This is a genomic window from Sporosarcina sp. GTC18466 (assembly GCF_055389225.1).
Genome location: NZ_AP044037.1, coordinates 1,871,975 through 1,894,785 on the forward strand (window position 1 = coordinate 1,871,975; position 22,811 = coordinate 1,894,785).

The window sequence follows — 22,811 nt, forward strand, 5'->3', positions numbered from 1 at the left end:
GATAGTTGAATAGGATAATGTAAGGCAGGTGGGGTTATTGCTGACAATGCTGAAGAACGCGGTGATTGAACGTAAGGTGCATTCCCTCGCGAAACAGTATCAATTGGACGTCTTGCACCATGTTCCCGGGAGAGTGCGGGTACGGATCAATAACTGGAAAGAGAACCGCGGATTACTCATGAAACTGCTGGATGACATCCAGGAGGATGCGGCAATCGACTCTGTCGCCTTTACGGAGGAAACAGGTTCCATTCTCATCCATTACAAAAAAGAAGCCATAACGGAGCCAGCGACTTTTGCACGCTGGCAAAAAATTTTCACCCATTATTTCGGATGAACGCAAAGGGGAGGTCCCACTATGAATACACTCGTCGCATTCGGCGCCACCATGCTCGCGCCAAAAATCATGAGCAACGTCACCGACCAGAAAGTGCGTGTCGTCCATGCAAGTCCAGGGCGCGTTCGGCTGCAGTGTGATAAATGGAAAAATGAGCCGACCGCGCGGAACTTGAAAGTCGTTTTTTCTGGCATCCCGATTGTCAGAAGTGTGCAGACCTCACCTGTGACAGGAAGCCTGCTCCTTCAGTTCAACACACCGACATTGACGGAAGAGCAGTTTGATACCCTGATTAAAAAGGCGGTCCAGACATCCGTATCGACATTCGAGGAGCTGCCGTCCAGCCTAGACCGTGTCCTTCAGAACTCTGTGCGTACGGTTGATGTGACTTTGAAAAAGCAGAGCGGCGGACACTTGGATCTGGACGCACTGCTGTCGCTCGGTTTGATCATCGGCGGTGTCAATACTCTGCCGGTCAACCCAGCCTTCGCCGCAAGCATGTGGTATTGGGCATATTCGCTCATCAAACGGCAAAACACGTAAAACGGAAAAGGGAGTGATGACTTTTGAATAGGGGCATGATTCTCCATTCCGTGCCAGGGCGCACCCGTATTTCGCTGCCGGCAGGCCTTCAACGCGCAGCCTCCCTTGAGTCGGAACTGCGCGCCATTCCAGGCGTCTATTCCGCTGTCTATTCACCGGTGACCGGCACGGCTGTCCTGCATCACACGGGCCGGTCGCTCGCTGTCGACTGGCAAGCCTATGTCAAGGGGCTGCAGCCAGCCGAAACAGGATCTCGGCCATCTGCGAGGGAGCTGATCCTGCATCACCCGAAGATGAAGGACCTGCAGCTCGTCGCTCTTTCCGCTATCGCGCAGAAACTGCTGTTCAGCACGACGCCGATCGGCTATATGACGTTGCTGAGACCGATTTCGCTCGCGACTTTATATGCGAGCCGGGATATTATCAAAAACGGCTTGCGGTCGATTTTCAAGCCGAATGAAGATACGTTGACGACCGCAGCCCTACTCGCCTCCCTGCTCAAAGGAAGCCCGAGTTCGGCGCTGATCATTTTTGGCATGTCGACGGTCAGTGAATTGCTGAACGAGTACACGATCCAGCAGACCCGCGGCTTCGTCCGCGACATGATGGAAGTCGATGCGAAATTTGCATGGCGGATCACAGAATCGGGCTCTGAAAAGAAAGTGCCCGTCGAAGAGGTTCGGCCAGGCGACTTGGTGATGGTATTCCAAGGGGAAAAAGTACCGTTTGACGGTGAAGTGACAGATCATGCAGCAGAAGTCGACCAGTCGGCGATCACAGGCGAATATCTTCCTGTCCATATGAAGAAGAACTCCTACGTGTTTGCTGGAAGCGTCGTCACGGAAGGGAAAATTGCGTTTCGCGTGGATAAAGTCGGGGAGGATCTGACCGTCAACCGGATGATCAGACTCATCGAAGACTCGCAAGAGAAACAGGCATCCATCCAGACGATTTCTGATAAGTTCACAAAACAGGTCGTGCCGATGTCCTTCCTTCTCGCGGGTGCCATCTTCCTGCTGACACGCGACTGGAACCGGGTGCTGAACATGCTCGTCATCGACTATGTATGCGGCGTCCAGCTGTCGACAGCGACCGCCATTTCCGCGACCATCGGAAAATCCGCGCAGCAGGGCATTCTTGTCAAAGGCGGCCAGACACTCGAGAAGCTCGCGAAAGTCGATACGATCGTCTTCGATAAGACGGGTACTATCACAGAGGGCCGCCCGGTTGTGACAGACATCCACACATACGGCGGGCACACAACGCGTGACGTCCTCGCGTATGCAGCTTCTGTTGAAGAACATTCGACCCACCCGCTTGCACACGCCATCCTGGAAGAGGCGGAAGAGCAAGGCATCGAGCCGTTTCCTCATCAGGATGAAACGCTTGAGAACTATGTCGGTAAAGGAATCTTGGTGAAAATTGACGAGGAGGACATCCTGGCCGGCAGCTTGAACTTCATGGCAGAGCATGACATTTCCGTTCCACAAGAGGCACCGAGCGGCGTGTACCTCGCCAAAGGGAAGCAGCTGATCGGCATCCTGGAGATTAAAGACCAAGTCCGCCCCGGCATCAATCCGCTCATCCGCCGCATGAAGCAGGACGGCCTCAAAGAATGTGTCATGCTGACCGGCGACAATGAGGACTCTGCGAAAAAAGTGATGGAAGAGACCGACATCGATCACTTTGTTGCGGACGCGATGCCGGCGGATAAGACAGACTTCGTGAAATCACTGAAACAAGACGGCAAGCGGATGATCATGATGGTCGGCGACGGCATCAACGACGCACCTGCCCTCGCCTATGCGGACATCGGCCTGACGATGGGTGCGAAAAAGACGGATATCGCGATGGAAACGGCTGATGTCGTCGTCCATTCTGATAACCCGATGCTCATCTATGAGTCTGTCCAACTATCGAAGAACGCCATGCGGGTCATCAAGCAGAACATCACGACGACGCTGCTGATCAACACCGGCGCCATCGTGCTCGGTACATTCGGCATCATCCCGCCTGTCGTCGGCGCCGCCGTCCATAACGCCGCTACGATCGGAGTCGTCCTGAACAGCGCCAAGCTGCTTGTCAAAAATGATCCTGCAAACAAGAAAAAGACGCTGGCCTTCTAAGGCAGAGAGGAGAACGCCTATATGTATTTCAAATACAGGGTCGTGCACGCCATCCCCGGGCGGCTCCGGCTCGCCATTCCGATCCTATCGGAAATGGAGGAGTACGACGCAATATCAGAGTTGTTTGAATCGATTAAAGGGGTCCATCATGTTAGAATAGAACCTATCATCCAGACGATGGTCATCCAGTATGATCCAAGCGAAATCGACAAGCGGGTCGTACTGCGGAACGTCGGCCTCTTCTTCCATCAAATCTCGGAAGATATGAAAGTGGCGGGTGACGAGGCGGGGAGCCTGCGCGGGGACCTGCTTAAATCCATCATCTCCGGACTGTTGCTGCTCGTCGCATTCACGCGGAAAACGGGAGCATTGCGTCCTGATGTGTTTGATTACCTGGTCGTCATCTCAACATCGTACACGGTCCTGTCCCACGGGAAGAACCGGCTCAGCCACCCCGATGTCTTGACGGGCATCATTTCCATGGTATCCCTCGGCGCACAAAACATTTTGAAAATCTCATTTTTGACGTGGGTTGTGAATCTCATCGAGGTTGTAAGTGATATAATCAGAGTGAAAAACAAACCTATCATCGTATAATTGGAGGAGATCACGCATGGCACTAAACAAGGACTTTCTAATGGGATTCGTTTCAGGTACAGTCGTCGGTGCAGTCGGCTACCGTCTCTATGAACAAAACAGCGGCCAATTGAAGCAACTGATCCAGCAAGCACCTGCAGCTGACTTCGGCGGTTTCGGCGGTGGCAACCCGTCTGCCCCTTCCATCGAAGAGCTTGTAGCACAGAAAGAAAGACTGGAAGACTTGATTGCCGAAAAGCAGGCGTACGATAACGAATAAAATAAGATAACCTTCCGCGCGTTATAGCGGAAGGTTTTTTTGTGCACATTTTCCGATTTCCTCATAAAACTTTTTGGAGACACGGCCTTGCAGCCACACGATCAGGACGAGTGACGCCTTATGCAGAACGAGCATGAACAAAGCGGCCAACACCCGGTCAAGCTTCGCCGGGATACCAATCGAATCGGTCAGTTGTCTGGCGAGTTCAGGTCCGCAAAGATGGACTACGAACTGGGTGGCCATGGGGTTTGTCTGCCCCTCGAAAAGTGCCGATAGCAGAAAAAGTAAGCACGCCGGCGTAATTGCAACACCGCTCCACCACGCAAACCGCTTCATCTTGCACAAGCAGAGACGAAAAAGCGGATCAGGAAAAGCGAGCGGACGCCATATGCCAAACGCAAGTACGAATAGAAGGGCCAGATAGGTAATGCGGAAGAACGGATGGGCAACGAGAAAGGAGAGAATCTGTGGCAGATGGTAGGCGAAAAATAGGATGGCGAACGAGCTGAGATATACGCGAGGGGATATCGAGAATGTGCGCAGGGATAGACGTTTCAGGAATATAGCCACAAGCGGCGGAGCCTTCTCCGGGATGCCGAGCATCAGCAGCGGCGGCACGAAGAAATAGAGCAGGCTCATCTGCGTCATATGCAGCGCGAACGACAAATGGCTCAAGACAGCGAACGGGCTGCCCAGAAGGACTACCAGTAGCAGACACCCAAGAAGGAAGGAGATCCGCTGCAAGCGGCCCGTTTCCCGCCTGGCAAACCGGCGGACAAGATACACGTAAACAGCAGCGAGGCTAACTATGCCCACGAGCCAATACCCATTCCAAAGCTGCTCGCCCAGCAGCAGCATGCGGACGTTGATCCCCTTCCCTCCTTTCGAAGCGCGAACTTCTTATATGTATGCAGGGAGGAGGTGGTTTCAGACTTTGTGTTTCCATTTCATAAGCAGTAGCACAGATCAAAATCGGTTCTTTTCAAATTCCTCTTTACTAAATGGAAACGTATACAATCTATCATAAGATAGCACGGTCTCTTTGTTAAAAACGAAAGCCTTCTCACTGTCTATAGTCTGGATGGAGTTTAAGTGTTTCTTAATAGAAAAATCTTGTTCGCCTTCCTTATTCTTAAGTTCTTCCACTACAAGATAGATGGCGGATTCCATTTCATCCGCAATGGAACAAACGAAACTAAAATAATCTGGACTTAGTCTTTTGCCTTCGATAAGTCCCCCTGCGTGCGGGCGGGCAAAAATATAGTACTTTCCTTCGGTTTTAACAAAGGCATGTTTAAGAAATCTATCTTTCTCAATCATTGTACTTTTTTCAGGCAGTATAAAGAAACTGAACGCAGTCATATGATCTTTCCCTTCCCTTACAATGCAAAAATAGTTCTTTAACAATCTCGGTTAGCATACATTCTTGCGGATGAAGACGGTGAAAACCTCACTTTACATTCTTCTCCAAGCTCTTTACGGACTCTTGCAGTAAGCAATTCACCCTTTTTATTATGTTCTTCCTCCATTTGAACGCCATTCGAATATAGCAGATCGTTACTCCAATCCATCCATTCCCCATACTGCTGTGCCCACGTTATAAGTTGTTTCTTCAAACTCTTTGAAATTGGAAAATCGTATATGTCTAAATTACACAAACACTCATCACACCAGATAGCGTCTGCGCCAACGTCACCTTCCACTTTTAAAGTGAACGTCTTTCCTTCTGCGCAAAATCCACAATACACACAAACACTTCCATTCACTACTCTCATTATATTTTTATCACAAAATAACTTTAAAACATAGTCCATGACAACGTAAGAAGCATCATTCGAAACAATAAAACCTCTTTAAATTATCATCGAATGCCTTCCACGTTAATGCGATGAAGGAGTCTTCCATAGCCATCTCGATTTGCACTCCTTCGGCTACCACTTGTATCCTTTTTAGAGGGTCATCTTTCTTGCCAGCTGGGAAAATAGCTAGTGCGTTCAGCTCTTGCGTACCGTTTTCCCACGTCCACTTTTTTAATGTCATTGCATTGATCTGTTCTTTTGAAGGAATCTCTTTCCCTATCCAATCGCATAGTTCAAAGAGTGGATATCTGTCTCCAGTCCCTTGTTCAATAATTCCGATGACCTTAAGGATAATAAAATCCCCTGAACCTAATTCATAGCTAATTGCATCACCCGTTTTTAAATACGTATCCATGACAAACCTCTTTGGTACTTTTTTAGCTTGGGGTTGCGGGGACTGTAATTGTTCTTTTAGTTTCAGAAGAACAGCTTCACGTTTCTTACGTAGTTTAGGATCTTCATTCCAACGTTCAAGATCCACACCACTCTCAATCATTTCAATTGCTTTCGTTTTAACTTCCTCTTGCAGTCTTCCTAATTTCCACTGTATCAAAGCGAATGACAACCAAAAGACTATAATTTTTTCACCATCTAACTCATTGTGAAATTCCTTAATCACTATCTTGCTGGCTTCTTCATTTGAATAATTGTCTCCCAATAAATCCTTGTATCTAAAGCTGACATCCTCCGCAATATCATCGGATAATATCGCTACTCCCCATACGCCCATATGTTCACTCCTCTACATGGCGCAATAAGCTGGTGCCAGTAAACACCTGATCAATTTCCGCCCGGTCATAATCCAGAATCCAATCGTTGAACTGCTCATACATCCAGCAAATCGATTCTGGATTTACTCCCAGCAAATCGCAGCCTCTATCGTCATATACGTAATAAACTGTCCCTTTCGTGCGGTTCACAAAGTAGACAGGATAGTGAAGGCTCGGACGCACTCCCATATCCCGGTTGCAAATCGCCTTTAGAAGCGCCACATACCTGAAATCCGTTCGGTTGCATGGAAGGCTGAAACGATGGGTGCGATACGTTCCGTTCTCATCCTCTTCCGGGTACACATACGGCAAGTTTTCATGCTGCAGCCGACGCAGTACGGAATAGTCCTTCACATATTTCTTAAAGATATTCAACTTATGCGGCAGGGTATGACCAATACCGAAGTCATGGACATCGACCACCAGATAAAGTTCATCCTCTGGCGTGTGCAAGGCTTCGAATAAAGTGACCGCACGCCGGTATGCTCCTAGCAAATAGAAAGGGTTTTTATGGATACCCACAGAGCTTTCGTTCACCCCGAGTTCAAACCGAATACTTGCGTTCCACGAGTAAAACAGGGGTGGCCTTAAACGTAAGCCGGGGAATTGATTTTTCATATAAGTCGTTAGCTTCATATATCATCCTTCATTCTTGTAACATTTCCTACTGACCAAAACCAGCAGGGCAATCTCATGAACACCATCCCCTTTGCCGATTATGTTCGACAAAAAACCAGGCAGTCATCCGGATCCAACACATGCAGATCATCTGCGATGTACCCGCGCAGCCAGAGGACACCGTCGATTTTCCGTAAATAAAAACCCCTTGGAAAGTTGATGTCCTCGGACAATTTGGCCGTTGCGACTGTAATGGCTCCGTACGGGGAGCGATGCTGTCGTACGGGCTTTCCTGCAGCTCCTTCCGGCTGATCCGGATATGATAGCCGCAAGTAAGGGCCAAGCTCTAGCGGACACACACCTAGTCCAAGCTGCTCCGCTTTCTGATAGACGGCCGGTATCGTGGCGCCTTCCGGAAATCCAAGATGACGGACTTTGAGTTCCACGGTGGTTACGCTATATGCTGTACCTGACACAGCGAATCTCTCATCTTTTAGCAGCCGATCCCCCATTTCATTCACGGAGATGGCATACTGGTGTAATTTTTGCAGAAGCTCTTGTTTTGTATGACCGCCGATTTCAACCGTCCGAGTGACGGCCGGGCAGTCGGGATATATGCACTCTTCTATGCTGTTCATCCGCCTGCCCCTTCCTGGCATCTAGCTTTGCCAAACAATATCCGTTCTTTTAATGTTCCACCTTTTATTCTTATAATGAAGGGTACTTTTGACGCCGACCGCCCCTTTTGATGACTTATATTTCGATCCTTCGACTATGACCTTGTTAGTGGACTTGATGGTAATCGTATCAATCTTCAAGAGGATGCCATCTGATAGCGTATTTTCGCCATAGAGCCCGTTTTCCTTCAATGTCTCCATCGTTGCGTCCATTGCCTTGACGCCATATTTCGTTTCTAAGTTGTTCAAGATTTCCTGCTTCCCTTCGTCTTTCACCCCGTCAAGACGACTCATATCCACCGCGATGAAGTCCAAGCCGCTGTTCAGTTCCTCATCGGTTTCGAGAATGGAATCCAGGGCAAGGGCATAGAGTTCCTCCAAATTCCCCGCGGCTCTTTCACGGTCGCTGCACGCGGTCAGAAGGAGGACAACCAACAAGAATGCGGACAGCGCTCTATATTTCATCTACTTCTCCTCCAACAACACATTCACTTAGGTACAGAATCATCTTTAAACACACCGATCGGAACAAGTAGCCCTATTGCCAAAACCAAGATACAAACCCTATACTGATCTGGTCGCTAAGCGTATCCATCCCCTGCAACAGGTTCAGTGCCAGCAGTGCAGTTCCCCCTGCGATAAACGATAGCCGAACGATCTTCTTACCTTTCACTTTTCAAACTCTCCCTTGCCATTCTTCAAAAATATCCTCTTCAGCGTATTATTGATATTCAATAACGCAATCAATATGAAACCAAGCATGATGAAGGTGACAAGCTCACCCGTAAAGAACGAAACGATCCCCAGTAACAGGGCGTACAGCGAATACATCCAGTTGTTCATATTCTCCCCCCTCGTCAGTCAAGCCGACCCTCTCTTTCCACTAGTGTACCATTCTTGCCGAGCCAAAACCTATCGCAACTTCAGAAAAATCAAACTTACTTCTTGTGACTCGATACAAAAAAACACACTCCCCTCAGGAAGTGTGCACATGTCATACGATTTGGCTTTCCGACGAACGCTGGACCAGCTGGCCGCCGTTCTTCAAATATAATTCAATGCCTTCTGCTGCGCGGTAGCCGAGTGCGCCGATCGTTGCGGTCGGATGGTGGCCGCCGAATTGCGGGAAGGCTGAGCCGCCAACGACGAACAGGTTGTCGACGTCCCACATTTGCAAGTAGTTGTTGACGGCGGATGTGGAAGGGTCCGCGCCCATGATGACGCCTCCCGCATAATGGCCGCCGTCATAGACGTGATCGAATTGTTCCGGGAATTCATCTTCATCGATAATGTCTGCACCCATCGCTTCCATGATCTCGCGGCACTTCTTGATGCCGAACAAGGCCGCTTCCTTGTCATACTCGGTGTAGCGGTTCGTGATGCGGAGCAATGGATCGCCGTAGTCATCCTTATAGGTCGGATCGAGGCTTGTATAGTTATGCCACCAGCTCATGACCGCCTGGGTGTACCAGACAATCAGCGTCCGGTTCGTATAAAAGATGGAGTTCTTCTTGAATTCCGCACCCCAGCCCGGCGTCCCTTTCGGCACATGGTTGCCGGCGATGGCGCCTTGTCCATACTGGCGCATCTCAATACCGCCGCCATTCAGGAACTTCAGATTCGTATGGTCGAAGTTGTCGCCCGCGAAATCGCTGAGCGTGCCGCCAAGTGCACCGGCGCCCGCATAGTAGTTGAACTTCTTGTCCTTGAAGAAGCCTCTCGCGCCAAGGAACGTGTTGCCGAACTGCCCATTGAAGTTCCGTCCGATGACGCCTTTTCGTGTGTTCGGATTATACGGCTCGCCGATCTCCGACAGGAAAAGAAGGCGGTTGTTCGTGATGGAGAATCCCGCCAGCACGACGACATCCGCCGGCTGTTCGAACTCTTCACCCGTCATCGTATTGACGTAGAGGACGCCTGTCGCTTTCCCATTCTTATAAAGGACCCTGCGAACGTTCGATGAAACTCTCGCTTCAAAATTACCCGTCTTCGTCGCGGTCGGCAACACGGTGACGAGCGGATCGGATTTCGCGCCGAAATCGCACCCGTACTGTGTACAGAATGAACAGTACATGCACGCATTCATGTTTTCGCCATCCGGGTTCGTATACGATTGCGACAGGTTTCCTGCCGGCACTTGATACGGATGGTAGCCAAGTTTCTTTGCCGCTTCCTTGAACATTTTGATCGGTACGGATTCTTTCATCGGCGGATTCGGATAGTCGCTGGAGCGCTCCGGCCCGAGCGGATCGGGTTCGCCTGAGATGCCCGCCGTCTTTTCCCATTTATCGTAGTACTTGTCCATCTGCTCATACGTGATGCCCCAGTCCTGAATGGTCATGCCTTCCGGAATCTTGTCCTTCCCGTACCGCTCGATGGTCTTCGATCGCATCTCAAAATCATATGGTTTCCACCGGTATGTTGCGCCGGCCCAGTGCACGCTGCCTCCGCCGAGATCCGTCCCTGCCATGAATTCGTGACGCGTCCGCACGGGCAACGCCACTTCATCCAAAAAATTGCGTGATGTGACGGTTTCAGATTTCAAATTCTGCATCATTTCATATCGGTTCGTATAACGCAGCTCATCTTTCACGCCGACATAATCTTCCCGGATAATATTCTTCCCGCGCTCAAGTCCGACCACTTTGTAGCCCGCTTTTGAAAGTTCCGCCGCGACCACTCCGCCGGCCCAGCCAGTCCCAACGACTACAACATCCACTTTTTTCAGTTTCGTCACCATGTCAAATGCCTCCCCTTAATGTCCTTGATAATTCCGCAAGCTTTGCTGATCCAGTACGACAAATTCCTCCGCTTCGACCTGTGCGGCATAGCTTGCGCGCGGACCTGGGTACTCCTTCATCTTCCAGCCCATCATGTCCTTGTTGCCTCCATAGACCGGGTCGCAGTACGCGCCTTCGATCGTGCAGGCCCGCAAGAGATGGAAGAAGTTCTGAGAACCTGCACCTGCGAGCGCATATTTGCCGGCTTCAAAGTCGGTCAGGATTTCGTCTTGCTGCTCAGGAGAAGCTTCCACGAACCGCTTGCCGTAGGACTCTTGTGAAACACGGTCCATTTCACGCAGACCGAGCGTGAAGATTTCCGCACGCGTCATCTTCGTCTGGTAGCGCGGGGACGGTACCGGTATCTGCGTATCCGCATTCGGCCCCTGGCTGTCCTGATCCTTCGAACTATTATGATTGCCGGCATCCTTCATGTTCAGGACAAACGGACCTTTCATATATTCCTTTGCGTTGCTGCCCCAGTCCGTATTCAGCTGCTTGTCGATGAAATACGGAACGCCGAGTTCAATCGCTCCCGGCCCCAGGTCGTCCTTCGGGAATATGCGCTCTGTCGCAGCTGACAGAATGTCAAAGTCCTCGCCCCGGCTGAAAAATACCCGCGCCTCCTGCGGTCCGCCGCTTTCATGGGCGGGCGCCACCTCCGGCTTCTTCTGCACCTGGTTCGTCAATAATCCGCCAATCAAGCCGCCTCCGACGAGACCGCCCGCCACGAGACCTGAATTCTTCAGAAATGCCCGCCGGCTCATGCCGTTTGTTTTTGGATCCGTCTGTTTTTCTGTCATGTCGTATGCCTCCTCAAATGACTAATTGCTTTCTATCCATGCTTGCCAGAGTCATCCAATTGTATACAATCAGGGAGACGAATCGTATTTAATTTGAAACCGGGGAACTTTTCGGCATCCCCGCTGCTCTAATTGGGGAAGAGCCGCTCGGAAAGGGGGAAGCCGTATTCGTGGAGACGACAATTCAGGAGCCAGTCCTCCTCAAACGGATTAAAAAGCAAGATATGCAGGCATTGCTGGACTGGTTCGACGCGAGACAGTCCAAATTTTATAAAATCGGCTGGGCCTATTTGAAAGATCATCATGATGTAGAGGACGTATTTCACAACGCCATCCTCAAAGTCCATGACAACATCGGCCAGCTGCAGCAGGACAGGTACTTCGAGACATGGGTGACATCCATATTTTTGAATGAATGCAGGGCGATCTATAGGAAGCGGGGCAGGCATGTCATGGAAGATCCGCCTGACGCGGCAGAGGAGAGTCCGGCAGGCAGCAGACTGGAGCTTATGGAACATATGGAGAAGCTGGACAGCGACCAGAAGGAAGCGATCCTGCTGAAATATATCCAAGGTTACTCCCAGCAGGAGATCGCTATCATCTCGGGCGTACCGGTCGGGACAGTGAAATCGAGGCTGTACCGGGGCCTGGCAAAGCTTCGGAAACTACTGGAAGGCGGTGAGGGGAATGGACTGTAAGCATTTCGAGGAGCAGCTGATCGACTACCTGGAAGGCACGATGAACGAGGATGAACAGCAAGAAATGGAACGCCACCTGGAGACGTGCGGGGCGTGCCGGGAGGAATACCGGAAATTCCAGCAAGTGATCACCTCGCTGGAGGAGGAATCGGACGCCATCCATGTGCCAAGCCATTTCATGAAAAACGTACGGGCGTCCGTGAAGAATTCTCAAAAAAGAAGAGGCAAGCCATTTCGACGACTCCCATTGATCGGAGCAGCCGCAGCGGTTTTCCTCACAGTTTTTGTGGGGACCGCCATCGCGACAAACGGATTTTCAGGGTTTATAGACTGGTGGAAGGACTTCGGCAATAAACAAGAGGAACAAGTGGAGCATATTGTGCAGCAAGGCCTCGGGGACAAGGTGAATGTGTCTGCTGAAAGCAACGGTGTCAAAATCACGATCACGAACGTGGTGGCGGATGATATGCAGACGCTCGTCTACTATGAAGTGGAGGATCTCAAAAAACAGCATGCATACGCAATCAATTATACCAATGGCCTTTCAGTAGAGAATAAAAAGGACATCTTCGGTTCAGAAGATGGTTATCCTGTGACCAGTCAAATGACGTTCCCTGTGGAGAAGGGGTATCTGACAAAGGGAAGGCTCGGTATGGCGCCTCTCCAATCAGAACAAGGCAGCATTCACCTCTCCTTGAAAAAAGCACAAAAGATTGTTGCGAATTCGGAAGCACCTGAGTTCATCGACGGCGACTGGACATTCGAGATCCCTGTGAAAAAGCACAAAGCCATCGTCCATGACTTGCATGTGGAGACGGAATACGAAGGAAATCGGGTCATCTTCGACAAGCTGATGATCGCGCCGACCGTGACTGTGCTGACGTACCGATATCAAAAGATGGATCTCGATGATCGGCCAAACCAGATGCACATTGGGATTGACGGGCTCGAGACAAAAAAAGGCACCTACGTGAAAGGTGGCACATTCGGGTTAGCGGGGGTCGGCAGTTCATCCTCAGGCGGTTCAGGATGGAACGAAGTGAACGCCACCTTTGAATCGCTCTATTTCGAGGATCCGGCCGACGTAAAAGTCCATTTTGGAAATGTATCCTATAGTGTCCAGGAGAAAGCCGAATATCCGATTGATCTATCCAAGCCATTTCCGCAGTCATTTGAATACTTGGGCACCACCATTACCATCGAAGACGTGAAGATTGGCCAGCCCACTGAACTTACCATGACGGAATCTATGGACAAGAGACGTAAATACCAAGTCCTGAACTACCACTTCGCGGATAAAGAAGGTACGGGCCCCTCCTCATCGGGGAATAGCGATGGCGTGGTCGTCGATAAAAACGGAGCACGCTACAAAGCCTCCGACGTCTTCTACCGTCTCGATGAATTGGAAGAGCCCATCATGTACTCAACGGAATCCCAGCTCAGCCTGATGGGGCAGGATTCCACCGACTTCATCCCTGCTATGCTGATGATTGATGGGTACATGATTACGGAGTATGTCGATCAAGTCGTGGAGCTGCCGCTGAAATAAAAGAAACGAGAGCCTGGATGGGAGGCTCTCGTTTTTTGATTCAGCCAAAATGCAGGTACGAGGCTGCAGTGGGATAAGTCGGTGGTAACGCCGCGAGAGTTTACCATGGATTTTATCAGGCACTTATTTCAACAAATAAAGCGCTAAACTCTCGGCTTAGCGCAGGTGTTGAGTTGTTCAAAACTCCCTTAGTCACATACTTTTTCACTCAAAAACCAGACGTAAATACCTTTCATCCTGTACGCTCTCCAAGTGTGATAATTCAAGGTCTTTAATAGACAATTTCCGTTCAACTAGCGATCGATCAGCTTCCATATCTCCCGTCCAAAACCGAATGAGCTCAGCTTTCCGGTCTTGTGTAAGCGTTGTTTTGAGATAATGATACAAGTCCTGTAAGAATTCGGAGTCCCAGTTGCCTTCAACCCCATATCTGTACTTCTTGTCACTGTAATCTTCCAAATCATACGGAGGATTATTCCATTTAAATATGCTCAGACGGCCAAACGCGGATTGATCCGGCACATGTAACATCCGCACATCATCGTCCATTGAATGCCAAGGCTGTTCAACTGTCGCTTCAGCAATAGGATATAACTTCTTTAATTCCCCCACCGTCACTTCTTCAATCCCAGAATGATCGATTTCCTGCAACGGTTCGTTTGCTACAAGAGCACAATACAGACTCATGATTGGACCTCCTTAGGTAATGAGCTCATCATACCACACAAATTTCCAATTAATTTATTATTTTACAACGTTACATGCCTGTGCAAGTCTAGTTGGACACGAAGTGATCGATACCTGCGCAGGGTGCTTTTATGACAATTCAGTTCCCTGGGCACATAAGGGCTGTCTATAATCAGTTCTCCCTGATTATCTGGGCAGGCCTTCATTTTATCGCGCGCCAATAACTCCCCACTCCCGCTTCTCCGTGAAATTCTCTGCCAGCTCATTCGCTTTCGCGGTCACGCCTTTCGGGTAGGCGAGCACGTCGAGAAGCTTAATGGCGTTTCTCGTCGTGGACGGACCATTATGGATTTGGTAATCAAAGGAGACGGCGTTGTCTGTAATCGATTCTCTAAAATGGTAGTTGCGATACTTAGCTCCTGCAATTTCCGTCAGTTCAATGTCATGGGACGCCACAATGGTCATGCCGGGATTTTGGGCGAGTCTTTCCATGATGGCGGCGGAAGCGGCAATGCGTTCGATCGTGTTGGTTCCTTTCAGGATTTCGTCGATAAACGAAAGGACGGGCTTCTTCTCTTCACTGATTGCGATGATGCGCTTCAGGGATTTGATTTCCGCAATGAAATAACTGTCTCCCTCAAGCACGCTATCCTGGATGGCCATGGAGGTAACGACGTAACTTGGCTTCATGGTCCACGTGTCAGCCAGAACCGTCTGGATCGTCTGCGCGAGAATCGCATTGATGGCGACGGCTTTGATGAATGTCGATTTCCCTGACGCGTTGGAGCCGGTGATTAAAATGGTTTTGCCCAGATCCGCGGAATTCCGCACCGGATTTTCAAGGAGTGGATGCGCTAATTCCGTGAATTCAAGTTCCTCCTGATCCCAAAACGCCAGCCCCTTCCCCAGTTCCCGTTTGTGCGTGACGGCCCGTCGCTACGTCGATGAATATCTCGTGCAAAGAAATCCTGTCTATGGATAGTTCCTGAATTTGAAGTTGTTCCGGCAACGAGCGAAGCCAGGCTGCCGGGTGGACGTCCTGGTCCAAATACAGCACAGCTTCCCCTTCTCTCGTCTCCACCCGCGCGACGTGCGGAATCCGTTCCAGGATGCCCATCTCGTTTCGCCCACGGATCGTACATTTGAAGTTGGCATATGCATCTTTCACTTCTTCCAGCGATCCGTAAATGACCTTCTTGCCTTGATGGATCATGAACAGCCGGTCGCATACTTGCTCCACCATGTTCATCTGGTGGGAAGAGAGCAGGATGGCGGTGCCGTTTCTTGCGAGTTCCTGAATTTCCTCTTTGAACACTTCCTGGCTGACCGGATCGAGGCCGGAAAAAGGTTCATCCAAAATCAGCAGTTCTGGTTCATGGATGATGGAGCCGATGAACTGCACTTTCTGCCCCATCCCTTTGGACAGCTCCTCCACCGAGACATTCCCTTTCCCTTCAAGCCCAAGCTTCTTCAAATAGGCAAGCGCCCGCTGCTTGGCTTTCTTGACTGGATAGTCTTTCAGCTCCGCCAAATAGAGGATCATGTCCATCACTTTCACATTTTTATAAAGTCCGCGTTCTTCCGGCAGATAGCCGATTTTTTGGCGCGGAATGTCGCCGGGACGGCACCCGTGGAACTGTACGGTGCCTTCGTCCGGATACATGATGCCCATGATATTGCGGATGGTTGTCGACTTGCCCGCCCCGTTCGGACCTAGCACCGCCATGATTTCCCCTTTTCTCACCTCAAAGGAGATATCCTCGATCACCTGTTTCTTCTTAAATGATTTGCCTAGACCTGTCACAGTCAGAACCGTTTCCATTGTGAACCCCTCCCATTTCCCTTATCTATTCGTTTATTTCTGAAGCCTGCTCAATTTATAACAGTAGCCGATGAATGGCAAACCGGTGAATACGAGTACGATCATTGCCACGTAGCTGAGAAAAGTTGCCGTATTTCCGATAAACACAGGAAGTATGCCGGCATTGCCGAAGGCGGACAGGATGAATAGCACGATTGTGATACACAGAGCAGGCAGCGCGATTTTGCCCACCCGCTTTCTTTGGTCTTGATATTTGTCCACGATTGTCATCGGATCGGTATGAATGGGCATTGTTCCCGCCGGCGCGCTGAATATATGGATTTCATTCCCCCCGGAACAGACATGTGTCCAACCGGCAGTTTCGAAGTAGGCGAAATAATCCTCATCCGGCGCCTTCTGATAATCCAGCGCATACTCGATGTCTTGCGGCTCGCCTTTCTTCAGCAAATAGCCGAGACCTTGCATGCGATCAAGGATCCAACCCTCTTTCGCAAGCTGGCGCAAGCGCTCCATGTCGTGCTGCTCCGTGAATGCCAGCCCCCCGCTGTTAATGTATTTGGTCTCCGTCATCATTCTTTCCCCGCCTTCTTCAACATCTCCTCGGCATGCTGCACCATCTCCCGCCTGCGCTGCATTTCCTGCCGCAGCAAGCAAAGCCCTTCTTCCGTCGCCCGGTACGTCTTCTTCTTTTTATCACCAAGCGCCGTCATCTCAATCAACCCTGCGGACTCCAGTTTCTGAATCGTCGAGTACAACGAAGCCGGCCCGATGGAAAACTGGCCGTCCGTCAGCTCCGCTACCGTCTGCATGACGACATATCCATGATTCTCTTCCACGAAACACAGCAAAATATAATACGCCGTGTCAGTAAGCTCTCCCATTTCCAAAGAACGACTTCTCGCCATAGCTTCCTCCCATATATCGTTAAGTGATATATCAATGAGTGGAGTATATCGTTTAATGATATACGTGTCAATATGGATATTGGTTTCATTTTTCGAAGGGGAATGTGGGGGTTTTGGACTTTATTTTGGCGAGTCGGTGGTAACTGGTTGAGAGGCGGTGGTAAACTCAACTAAATCTATACACCAAAAAACCGCTCACACTTGCTTTGAGCGGCTAATCGGCTTCATATATGCATTTTCAGTGTATTGTCTGAATTCGATCGTGCATAGGTAACCGTTTAAAAGAAAGCGGATTCCCCACGGTCTTCCCAATTTGGACGGCTATGAGACATTTGATCGATAATAAAATCTGCCCAATAAACAGGTGGGTAATGTTGGACGTATTTCGGATTTTCCTCATACCGTTTGAAAAATGTCGATGCCTCCATCATTTCTTTTGGCTCACCGCCATGCTTCTTTCGCACAACCTCTAAAATTTCATCAAAAAACATTTGTTCTAACCGGTCGTAGTCTTCATACTTCTTCAATGTACTCCACCTCCTCTAATGTAAGACAATTCACTGCTTCCACTGAATGTACCGATAGTTGATTGTATGCCGACATACTGCCTTTCGGTGCAATTTCCTTATAAAATTCCCCTTTGGAAATCAAATTTATCTTTACAGCATTCAGTAAGCTTCTCATATAACCATCCGCCACGGGGCCAGCTGCATAATCATAAGGCAAGTCATAATACATTTGTGATGTTTGCCTATTATTCAGAATGAATTTTCCCCATTGCTGGTCAGCAGCAGAAAAGTTCCTTCCAACGAGATTTGAAAGCTTATCAATATCCAATAGATACCGCAGTACAACTGGTTTGGCATTGATCCAGTTATTCCGATCGTTCGCGTCTCGAGCTTTATTTCGTGCCCATTCTTCAACTTGCTCTCGATTATTTGTAAGATAAAACCCCTGTCCAAAATCAGTTCCAGGTACCGGAATGGAAAGATCTATTCCATGGTTGCGGATCATCAATCCCTTGATATCTACCGTGCCATGATAACATACTTGAAATGTCTCTAACATTCTAATTCCCCGATCATTCTCTACTTTTTATTTCGTTATATACATTATACCATTCATTTCATTTAGGGGCTTTATACAATTGTGTTGTATTGTCTGGGTTAAACATATTATTCAGTACTGTTTGTTTACGCAGGAGATTAAGGTGGGAGGGGTGGTACCTGTCACTAGGATTGTCGGATAGTGATCGGTACCTGAGCAAGGTGCTTTTATGTCAATTCAGCTCAATGGGTAACTATACAACGAAAAAATGTTCACATCAGTGAAGAAGCGTTTACTCGTCTTCAAATATGTAGTTTTGTTGTATTATCTGAATTCAATCGCGAACAGGTACCTTTTCGATAGAGGCGGTGGTAAACTCAACTAAATCGTTGGTAACGCCCCTCAACTCGGTGGTAAACAAAAAAAGGAGCGACTCCACGAGTCTACTCCCTCTTCGTCTCCTCCAAAACTACACGATGCGCCGTGAAGAACGGTTTCAGGTTCTCCCCTGACACCTCTTGCATGCTACGGATGAAATCGGCAGTGGTAGCGATACCGAACCGCCTGTCATCGACGTATTTTCGCAGCCCTTCCATGAACACTTCTTCCCCGAGATGCTCGCGCAGGTCGAGCAGCATCTTTGCTCCGTCATCATACATGACATCGCCGTACTGCTCCAGGTCCTCCTCTTCAAAATCGTTGACCGACGAAGTGATGGTGTAGGCGGAACCACTGTCTTTGAGCCATCCTAGGCCATCCTGCCCGTAATAGGCTTCGTAGGAGGCGTACGTGGTCAGTGATTCATCGAGCCAAGGTTCACTTGAGGGATCGCTTCCGACGATTCCGTAGAACCACTGATGGGCGATTTCGTGTGCAATTGTGACGCCCAGTTCCTCCGCGTCCTCGATATGCGGCGTGTTGATCATGACGAGCTGCGGGTATTCCATGCCGCCGTCAAATTCGGAGCCATAGTCGACGCTGGCTATGCCGAGCGTCTTCCACGGATACTCGCCGTACCATTCTTCATATGCCGGGAACGCCTTCCTGGCAGCATCAATCATGATGTACGCCGCCTCCTCTTCCCCTTCACGGAAATAGACAGTGACGGCTGTTCCGCCGATGTTCTCGTGGACGGACTGGTACGGCGTGTTCAGCAGCATAGCAAAATCACGTACGCGTTCCGCTGTGAACCGGACTGCCCGTACGCCCTGTTGGATTTCAGTCGATTGCCGTTCACCGGTTGCAACAATCTCCAAATCGGCCGGTGCGCGGAATGTCACGTCAAAGCCGCCTGCCACGGAAAAGAAGGATTCACCTGTCTCGAAATACGGATGCGTGATCCAGCCCTTACCGTCATGTACTGCAAGGGTTGGAAACCAATTCCCTAGGGACACTTGCCGCCCCGACCAGCCGAACCGGTACTTCAGTTCAGGCAGGATGACGGTGAATTCCATCTCTACAGCCGCCCGGGAACCGGATTTTACGGAAATTCCCGATATGGTCATGGACGTGTCACTGGTCGAAAACTCTGCTTCCTCTCCATTCAAAAAGACGTTCTGCACCTCGATTTCTCCGCCATCAACCGCATTCGGCCACAGATTGAAGACTGCTGTTTGTAACGGCTGATCAAGCTGATTCTTCCAACTCACTTCCATGCGCGCATCTACCTGGTGCGCCACATCGTCATAGTCCGCCTCGATCACATACTGCGGGTCAGCCGGACCATAGCGGATGGAACTGGTCGACAGCTCTTCCTCTGTGTACATCGGTTCACCTGAGCAGCCTGCTATACTGATTAGGAGAAGAAGGATGAGCAGCAGTAGTTTTTTCATGTGGTAGACCTCACTTCACATATTGCTTCTGATTTTAAACCGATACTATCACTTCACCATACCCTCTATGTGTTATCAGATGTACAATCCCCCGTTTAGGCTATTTATGTAAGGCAGTAATCCCTGAACGCATTTACTGTTCTCATTTACCGCCAACCACTAATCCGTTCCGCTTTCTTCACGAACGCCGCAGATAAGGCACCCACCCGCGCGCGCAGCAGGTCCTGTCTTCCCTCAAATGTCCTTGTATAGATCAATTCGCAATCGCCCAGGCGTTTTTCGCATTCCGCATGGAAGAACTGCGCGTATTCCTTCTTCCTTGCTAATTCATACGGGACAGCGTGAACGTCTTTACGTTTCAGCAATCCCCCTGTACGGCGGACGATGAGATATCTCGGATTTTCAATCGGGTCGATGAACTCTTGCAAGGCACTCATGAACACGTTCTTCTCATGCGCCGTCCCTTCCATCAGCCAGCACGTGTATGCACCCATCCGGTCTGCTGTCACGCGGACCATATCTTCCGAAAAAGGGGTGTGCACCACTTTGGCATGATGGAGTGCCACGTAGACCGCCTTGCCGATTTCCGCCATGCTGGATTCGACAGACGGATGTCTCATATATAATTTTACGACCTTCGTTATGGACGGAAGGCCAAATGCCATCCCGACAATCAGACCTAGCCATAACCCGGCGCCTATCGGAATGTCCCGGAAATTCATAAAAAAACGCACCGCATCGAACAGTTCGCCTGCCACCGCGAAGCCTGCCAAGTAGGTCATCGCTTTCAGGGAATGAGGCAGATAGTAAGGCCGGGGCAGCGATTGTCGCTCTGTACGGATTTCCATCTCCATCCCGATGCCTTTTGCTATGGAGCGCTGCCACCTTTCAAATAGCCGGTTCCGCCCAGTCGCCCTCTCGCGTGTCCGCTCATTCATTGACTGGATGGCATCTAGCGTATAAGGCGCTTCTTCAAGATCCAGTCTCGACAGCCCCGTCTCGATCACATCCTCTTTCTCGCTCACCCCGACAAGCGAGCGAAACCGCCGGGACAGCAGCGCATAGTCATGCCCCGGATCGTCCGCGTCCCGGTCGACACAGACGAGATGCCAGATCGACGAGGTCTTGCCCGGGTTCTCCCTGTCTACCCGGATGGCCCTCCCGCGCATCTGGTTCGATTGCATGAAGGAGCCGACATAGGACGCGATGATCAGCGAGTTGATACAAGGCGCATCCCAGCCCTCTCCAAGCAATGCCGCTGTTCCGATCAAGACATGAACGCCGCCTGAAGAGAAGATGTCCGTCATGACCGCCACGATTCTTTGGCGATTTCCGGCCGTCAGATCGGCACGCATATACGAGGGATCATGCGCCATCTCTTTCCATACGATTTCTACCCCATGGTGCTTTGCTCTATCCTCCGCGATCCGCAACCCGCTTTTCGGCAGGACGACCAGCGAGCCCGTGAGAATCCCTATTTTCACATCATCGCCAAGCTCCCGCCTGATTTTCTCAAAGATCGGTACAACCCCGATACGACGGAGCGGCATTTCATCTCCGCTAGCAGCAGGCAAGTCCTGAAGGTGGATATAATCGGCCAGGATAACCATCCGCAGCTTCTCTTGCAGCAGGTCTTTCTCCGATTTCACGATTTCACAAATGCCCGTCAGCTTGGAAATGCTATGAGTCAGCTTCCTGTTCATGCTTTCTGTGGCACGCAGCTTGACCCTTCTTCTCTCGATGGCACCAATTTGCCACAACCGCTGTTTCAAGCGCTTCCGGAAATTGGAAACATCCTCGATTCTTTCATCTGCAAATAGAAGCCCTGTCAACAATTCTTCGAGCCATTCATATGTAAAGGGAGGTAATGTGTTCTCGGGCAATCCTATGACCGGCATTGCCTCCTTGTAGCAATCACTGCCTGCCTGCTTCAAAAACACTAAAATACTTGAAAAATAAGCGGGATGATCGAGTATTTCTTGTACGTATGCAGGCGGGTCTGTTATCCACGGATGATGTTCAAGCAGGTTCTGTAACTGTCCCTCGGTAAAAAGCGCTTCAACGAACCGATCCACCTCTTCCCGGAAACGTAGGATCATCATTAGCTCTTCCCCGACAGGTGCAGAAAAGTGGACATAATCCTGATGCGGACAAAGCTCTTTTTCCTTCACCAGTTCAGGGACACTGATCTCAAGATCGATCGGCCCGCACAGTTCCTCGTACCTCTCCCATTCGAGAGCCGATACATCCAGTGGCGGCGTAGCCGTCAGGGCAACCACATGGACATCCTGCAGAGAATGTCGAAGCGTCATCATTGATTTCCACCATGCCGTACGCAAATGATGCGCTTCATCTAAAATCAGCGTACCGAAGCCGAACCCCTCAAGATTCCGCTGGATGCGAGCTCTATCCGTTTCCATAGGTTCCTGATCAACTTCCCATTCCGCATCATCCGCAGCTTCCTCGTCCGCTTCTTCAGAAGTCTTCTTTTCTTGATAGACGCTATGCAACGCCTGATAAGTCGTCACTGTAATGAAGTCCGGCTGGGTAATATCCATCGATAACCAATCAGGCTGCTTTCCTCCAAGGAACAGTTCAGTGAAGCGTTCCTTCCATTGCTGTTTAATTGCAAGCGTCGGCGCGACGATTAAAGCCGGTTTATCCAGACGCAGCATCACTTCCAGCCCCAGCACCGTCTTCCCCGAACCGGGAGGGGCCACCAAGTGGAGATGCCTATTCGCCAGATGGTCTGGTAGTTCCCGAAGGATGCGCGCCTGATATGACCGCCACTTATAGCAAAACTCGATTCCTTTGGGGAAATTGTCCATTTGCTTGGCCTCCATTTCCGGGTTGGTTTATTGCTTGCTGAATGATCCGGTTTGCCTCGCGAACGATCCATTCG

General features: G+C 50.0%; 25 protein-coding genes. 7 read left to right on the forward strand and 18 right to left on the reverse strand.

The window, feature by feature from the left end:
• Nucleotides 1-46: 46 nt before the first annotated feature.
• Genes ACZ5FK_RS09050 through ACZ5FK_RS09070 form a run of 5 tightly spaced genes read left to right on the forward strand, consistent with a single transcriptional unit; the run spans nucleotide 47 to nucleotide 3,862 of the window.
• The gene (locus tag ACZ5FK_RS09050) at nucleotides 47-337 is read left to right on the forward strand and encodes an HMA2 domain-containing protein (protein WP_464807410.1); all 291 of its coding nucleotides are present in this window, start codon (nucleotides 47-49) and stop codon (nucleotides 335-337) included.
• 21 nt (nucleotides 338-358) lie between these two features.
• Nucleotides 359-880 carry an HMA2 domain-containing protein gene (locus tag ACZ5FK_RS09055; RefSeq protein WP_464804605.1) on the forward strand — a complete coding sequence of 174 codons (522 nt, stop codon included), beginning with the start codon at nucleotides 359-361 and terminating at the stop codon, nucleotides 878-880.
• Nucleotides 881-903: 23 nt separating this feature from the next.
• A complete protein-coding gene (locus ACZ5FK_RS09060; protein WP_464804606.1) occupies nucleotides 904-3,006 on the forward strand; it encodes a heavy metal translocating P-type ATPase in 2,103 nt (700 codons plus the stop codon).
• Nucleotides 3,007-3,027: 21 nt separating this feature from the next.
• The gene (locus ACZ5FK_RS09065; protein WP_464804607.1) at nucleotides 3,028-3,603 is read left to right on the forward strand and encodes an HMA2 domain-containing protein; all 576 of its coding nucleotides are present in this window, start codon (nucleotides 3,028-3,030) and stop codon (nucleotides 3,601-3,603) included.
• 16 nt (nucleotides 3,604-3,619) lie between these two features.
• Nucleotides 3,620-3,862: a hypothetical protein gene (locus ACZ5FK_RS09070; protein WP_464804608.1), complete on the forward strand. Its 243-nt coding sequence runs from the start codon at nucleotides 3,620-3,622 to the stop codon at nucleotides 3,860-3,862.
• Nucleotides 3,863-3,883: 21 nt separating this feature from the next.
• On the opposite strand, the gene ACZ5FK_RS09075 is transcribed toward ACZ5FK_RS09070, so the two are convergent.
• From ACZ5FK_RS09075 to ACZ5FK_RS09115, 9 genes are all read right to left on the reverse strand, one after another.
• Complete coding sequence (locus ACZ5FK_RS09075; protein ID WP_464804609.1) at nucleotides 3,884-4,720, reverse strand: cytochrome c oxidase assembly protein; 837 nt, start codon at nucleotides 4,718-4,720, stop codon at nucleotides 3,884-3,886.
• A 108-nt stretch (nucleotides 4,721-4,828) separates the two neighbouring features.
• Nucleotides 4,829-5,224, reverse strand: coding sequence for a hypothetical protein (locus tag ACZ5FK_RS09080; protein WP_464804610.1), 396 nt, complete (start codon nucleotides 5,222-5,224; stop codon nucleotides 4,829-4,831).
• A 468-nt stretch (nucleotides 5,225-5,692) separates the two neighbouring features.
• A complete protein-coding gene (locus ACZ5FK_RS09085; RefSeq protein ID WP_464804611.1) occupies nucleotides 5,693-6,451 on the reverse strand; it encodes a hypothetical protein in 759 nt (252 codons plus the stop codon).
• A 4-nt stretch (nucleotides 6,452-6,455) separates the two neighbouring features.
• Nucleotides 6,456-7,127, reverse strand: coding sequence for a DUF3885 domain-containing protein (locus ACZ5FK_RS09090; protein WP_464804612.1), 672 nt, complete (start codon nucleotides 7,125-7,127; stop codon nucleotides 6,456-6,458).
• Nucleotides 7,128-7,207: 80 nt separating this feature from the next.
• Nucleotides 7,208-7,747, reverse strand: coding sequence for a helicase (locus tag ACZ5FK_RS09095; RefSeq protein ID WP_464804613.1), 540 nt, complete (start codon nucleotides 7,745-7,747; stop codon nucleotides 7,208-7,210).
• 21 nt (nucleotides 7,748-7,768) lie between these two features.
• Nucleotides 7,769-8,251, reverse strand: a complete 483-nt coding sequence (locus tag ACZ5FK_RS09100; RefSeq protein WP_464804614.1) for a peptide ABC transporter substrate-binding protein — start codon at nucleotides 8,249-8,251, stop codon at nucleotides 7,769-7,771.
• 204 nt (nucleotides 8,252-8,455) lie between these two features.
• Nucleotides 8,456-8,629, reverse strand: coding sequence for a hypothetical protein (locus tag ACZ5FK_RS09105; RefSeq protein ID WP_464804615.1), 174 nt, complete (start codon nucleotides 8,627-8,629; stop codon nucleotides 8,456-8,458).
• 151 nt (nucleotides 8,630-8,780) lie between these two features.
• On the reverse strand, nucleotides 8,781-10,526 hold the full coding sequence (locus tag ACZ5FK_RS09110) for a GMC family oxidoreductase (protein WP_464804616.1): 1,746 nt from the start codon (nucleotides 10,524-10,526) through the stop codon (nucleotides 8,781-8,783).
• Nucleotides 10,527-10,541: 15 nt separating this feature from the next.
• Nucleotides 10,542-11,369 (reverse strand): gluconate 2-dehydrogenase subunit 3 family protein, encoded by an 828-nt coding sequence (locus ACZ5FK_RS09115; protein ID WP_464804617.1) that lies wholly within the window; start codon nucleotides 11,367-11,369, stop codon nucleotides 10,542-10,544.
• A gap of 170 nt (nucleotides 11,370-11,539) precedes the next feature.
• Here ACZ5FK_RS09115 and ACZ5FK_RS09120 point away from each other — a divergent pair, with 170 nt between their 5' ends.
• Both ACZ5FK_RS09120 and ACZ5FK_RS09125 read left to right on the forward strand, forming a co-directional pair.
• Nucleotides 11,540-12,067: an RNA polymerase sigma factor gene (locus ACZ5FK_RS09120; RefSeq protein ID WP_464804618.1), complete on the forward strand. Its 528-nt coding sequence runs from the start codon at nucleotides 11,540-11,542 to the stop codon at nucleotides 12,065-12,067.
• Nucleotides 12,057-13,616 (forward strand): DUF4179 domain-containing protein, encoded by a 1,560-nt coding sequence (locus tag ACZ5FK_RS09125; protein WP_464804619.1) that lies wholly within the window; start codon nucleotides 12,057-12,059, stop codon nucleotides 13,614-13,616. Before ACZ5FK_RS09120 ends, ACZ5FK_RS09125 begins: the two co-directional genes overlap by 11 nt.
• A gap of 204 nt (nucleotides 13,617-13,820) precedes the next feature.
• On the opposite strand, the gene ACZ5FK_RS09130 is transcribed toward ACZ5FK_RS09125, so the two are convergent.
• The 9 genes from ACZ5FK_RS09130 to ACZ5FK_RS09170 all read right to left on the reverse strand — a co-directional run bounded on the left by ACZ5FK_RS09130 (nucleotide 13,821) and on the right by ACZ5FK_RS09170 (nucleotide 22,737).
• Entirely contained in the window at nucleotides 13,821-14,303 is a 483-nt protein-coding gene (locus ACZ5FK_RS09130) for a hypothetical protein (RefSeq protein ID WP_464804620.1), read from the reverse strand.
• A gap of 207 nt (nucleotides 14,304-14,510) precedes the next feature.
• Entirely contained in the window at nucleotides 14,511-15,134 is a 624-nt protein-coding gene (locus ACZ5FK_RS09135; RefSeq protein WP_464804621.1) for a MutS-related protein, read from the reverse strand.
• A 37-nt stretch (nucleotides 15,135-15,171) separates the two neighbouring features.
• The gene (locus ACZ5FK_RS09140) at nucleotides 15,172-16,125 is read right to left on the reverse strand and encodes an ABC transporter ATP-binding protein (RefSeq protein WP_464804622.1); all 954 of its coding nucleotides are present in this window, start codon (nucleotides 16,123-16,125) and stop codon (nucleotides 15,172-15,174) included.
• A gap of 33 nt (nucleotides 16,126-16,158) precedes the next feature.
• A complete protein-coding gene (locus ACZ5FK_RS09145; RefSeq protein ID WP_464804623.1) occupies nucleotides 16,159-16,698 on the reverse strand; it encodes a DUF2812 domain-containing protein in 540 nt (179 codons plus the stop codon).
• Nucleotides 16,695-17,030, reverse strand: coding sequence for a PadR family transcriptional regulator (locus ACZ5FK_RS09150; protein ID WP_464804624.1), 336 nt, complete (start codon nucleotides 17,028-17,030; stop codon nucleotides 16,695-16,697). The genes ACZ5FK_RS09145 and ACZ5FK_RS09150 overlap by 4 nt, the downstream gene beginning before the upstream one ends.
• A gap of 278 nt (nucleotides 17,031-17,308) precedes the next feature.
• Nucleotides 17,309-17,557, reverse strand: a complete 249-nt coding sequence (locus tag ACZ5FK_RS09155; RefSeq protein ID WP_464804625.1) for a hypothetical protein — start codon at nucleotides 17,555-17,557, stop codon at nucleotides 17,309-17,311.
• Nucleotides 17,544-18,098: a DUF3990 domain-containing protein gene (locus tag ACZ5FK_RS09160; protein ID WP_464804626.1), complete on the reverse strand. Its 555-nt coding sequence runs from the start codon at nucleotides 18,096-18,098 to the stop codon at nucleotides 17,544-17,546. The genes ACZ5FK_RS09155 and ACZ5FK_RS09160 overlap by 14 nt, the downstream gene beginning before the upstream one ends.
• 422 nt (nucleotides 18,099-18,520) lie before the next feature.
• A complete protein-coding gene (locus ACZ5FK_RS09165) occupies nucleotides 18,521-19,909 on the reverse strand; it encodes a M1 family metallopeptidase (protein ID WP_464804627.1) in 1,389 nt (462 codons plus the stop codon).
• Nucleotides 19,910-20,055: 146 nt separating this feature from the next.
• On the reverse strand, nucleotides 20,056-22,737 hold the full coding sequence (locus ACZ5FK_RS09170; RefSeq protein WP_464804628.1) for a DEAD/DEAH box helicase family protein: 2,682 nt from the start codon (nucleotides 22,735-22,737) through the stop codon (nucleotides 20,056-20,058).
• Nucleotides 22,738-22,811 lie beyond the last annotated feature (74 nt).

Coding starts and splice junctions, on each gene's coding strand:
- ACZ5FK_RS09050 (WP_464807410.1), top strand. CDS start 47: ATGCTGAAGAACGCGGTGATTGAACGTAAGGTGCATTCCCTCGCGAAA.
- ACZ5FK_RS09055 (WP_464804605.1), top strand. CDS start 359: ATGAATACACTCGTCGCATTCGGCGCCACCATGCTCGCGCCAAAAATC.
- ACZ5FK_RS09065 (WP_464804607.1), top strand. CDS start 3,028: ATGTATTTCAAATACAGGGTCGTGCACGCCATCCCCGGGCGGCTCCGG.
- ACZ5FK_RS09070 (WP_464804608.1), top strand. CDS start 3,620: ATGGCACTAAACAAGGACTTTCTAATGGGATTCGTTTCAGGTACAGTC.
- ACZ5FK_RS09075 (WP_464804609.1), bottom strand. CDS start 4,720: ATGCTGCTGCTGGGCGAGCAGCTTTGGAATGGGTATTGGCTCGTGGGC.
- ACZ5FK_RS09080 (WP_464804610.1), bottom strand. CDS start 5,224: ATGACTGCGTTCAGTTTCTTTATACTGCCTGAAAAAAGTACAATGATT.
- ACZ5FK_RS09085 (WP_464804611.1), bottom strand. CDS start 6,451: ATGGGCGTATGGGGAGTAGCGATATTATCCGATGATATTGCGGAGGAT.
- ACZ5FK_RS09090 (WP_464804612.1), bottom strand. CDS start 7,127: ATGAAGCTAACGACTTATATGAAAAATCAATTCCCCGGCTTACGTTTA.
- ACZ5FK_RS09095 (WP_464804613.1), bottom strand. CDS start 7,747: ATGAACAGCATAGAAGAGTGCATATATCCCGACTGCCCGGCCGTCACT.
- ACZ5FK_RS09100 (WP_464804614.1), bottom strand. CDS start 8,251: ATGAAATATAGAGCGCTGTCCGCATTCTTGTTGGTTGTCCTCCTTCTG.
- ACZ5FK_RS09105 (WP_464804615.1), bottom strand. CDS start 8,629: ATGAACAACTGGATGTATTCGCTGTACGCCCTGTTACTGGGGATCGTT.
- ACZ5FK_RS09110 (WP_464804616.1), bottom strand. CDS start 10,526: ATGGTGACGAAACTGAAAAAAGTGGATGTTGTAGTCGTTGGGACTGGC.
- ACZ5FK_RS09115 (WP_464804617.1), bottom strand. CDS start 11,369: ATGACAGAAAAACAGACGGATCCAAAAACAAACGGCATGAGCCGGCGG.
- ACZ5FK_RS09125 (WP_464804619.1), top strand. CDS start 12,057: ATGGACTGTAAGCATTTCGAGGAGCAGCTGATCGACTACCTGGAAGGC.
- ACZ5FK_RS09130 (WP_464804620.1), bottom strand. CDS start 14,303: ATGAGTCTGTATTGTGCTCTTGTAGCAAACGAACCGTTGCAGGAAATC.
- ACZ5FK_RS09140 (WP_464804622.1), bottom strand. CDS start 16,125: ATGGAAACGGTTCTGACTGTGACAGGTCTAGGCAAATCATTTAAGAAG.
- ACZ5FK_RS09145 (WP_464804623.1), bottom strand. CDS start 16,698: ATGATGACGGAGACCAAATACATTAACAGCGGGGGGCTGGCATTCACG.
- ACZ5FK_RS09150 (WP_464804624.1), bottom strand. CDS start 17,030: ATGGCGAGAAGTCGTTCTTTGGAAATGGGAGAGCTTACTGACACGGCG.
- ACZ5FK_RS09160 (WP_464804626.1), bottom strand. CDS start 18,098: ATGTTAGAGACATTTCAAGTATGTTATCATGGCACGGTAGATATCAAG.
- ACZ5FK_RS09165 (WP_464804627.1), bottom strand. CDS start 19,909: ATGAAAAAACTACTGCTGCTCATCCTTCTTCTCCTAATCAGTATAGCA.
- ACZ5FK_RS09170 (WP_464804628.1), bottom strand. CDS start 22,737: ATGGACAATTTCCCCAAAGGAATCGAGTTTTGCTATAAGTGGCGGTCA.